At 43.2% G+C, this 424-nt stretch carries 2 protein-coding genes; both read right to left on the reverse strand.

Annotated elements, in window-relative coordinates; all coding sequences use genetic code 11:
* On the reverse strand, window positions 1-206 hold a 206-nt coding region (locus KTQ90_RS13600; RefSeq protein WP_254359761.1), incomplete at its 3' end, for an Arm DNA-binding domain-containing protein.
* Between the two features lie 26 nt (window positions 207-232).
* Window positions 233-424, reverse strand: a 192-nt coding sequence (locus KTQ90_RS13605; protein ID WP_217318863.1) for a tyrosine-type recombinase/integrase, incomplete at its 5' end; no start/stop codon positions are given.

Below are 424 nucleotides of genomic sequence, written 5' to 3' on the forward strand. Positions count from 1 at the left end.
ATGGTCTCTGGATGAAGAATACGCTCTGCCCTTATCTGGTGAGCACGTTGCAATGTTTCTTCGTTCCTTGCTTTGGTCTCTGCATCAACCTCAGGCAACAAATAGAGGGAAAGAAATTCAAACTTGCGCTTGCCACCATCGTAGATGTCAAGATACAAGCTTATGTTGTCGTTGGCAAGTGCCTTTTGTCTGATAGTTATTGTCATGTCTATATATATTCGTTGTCAATGATTTATGTGAACATACCATCAATGAGGTTGATGGCTTCCTCCTTCTTCTTATCCACGATTTTAGCATAGATTTCCGTGGTCTGAATGTTGGAATGTCCCATCAGCTTGCTTGTGGTAAAAAGGTCTGCACCGAGCGTGAGCATCATCGTTCCGAACGTGTGCCGTGAGCAATGGAATGAGATATGCTTCTCAAT

Source organism: Leyella stercorea, assembly GCF_019052365.1.
Taxonomy (GTDB): domain Bacteria; phylum Bacteroidota; class Bacteroidia; order Bacteroidales; family Bacteroidaceae; genus Prevotella.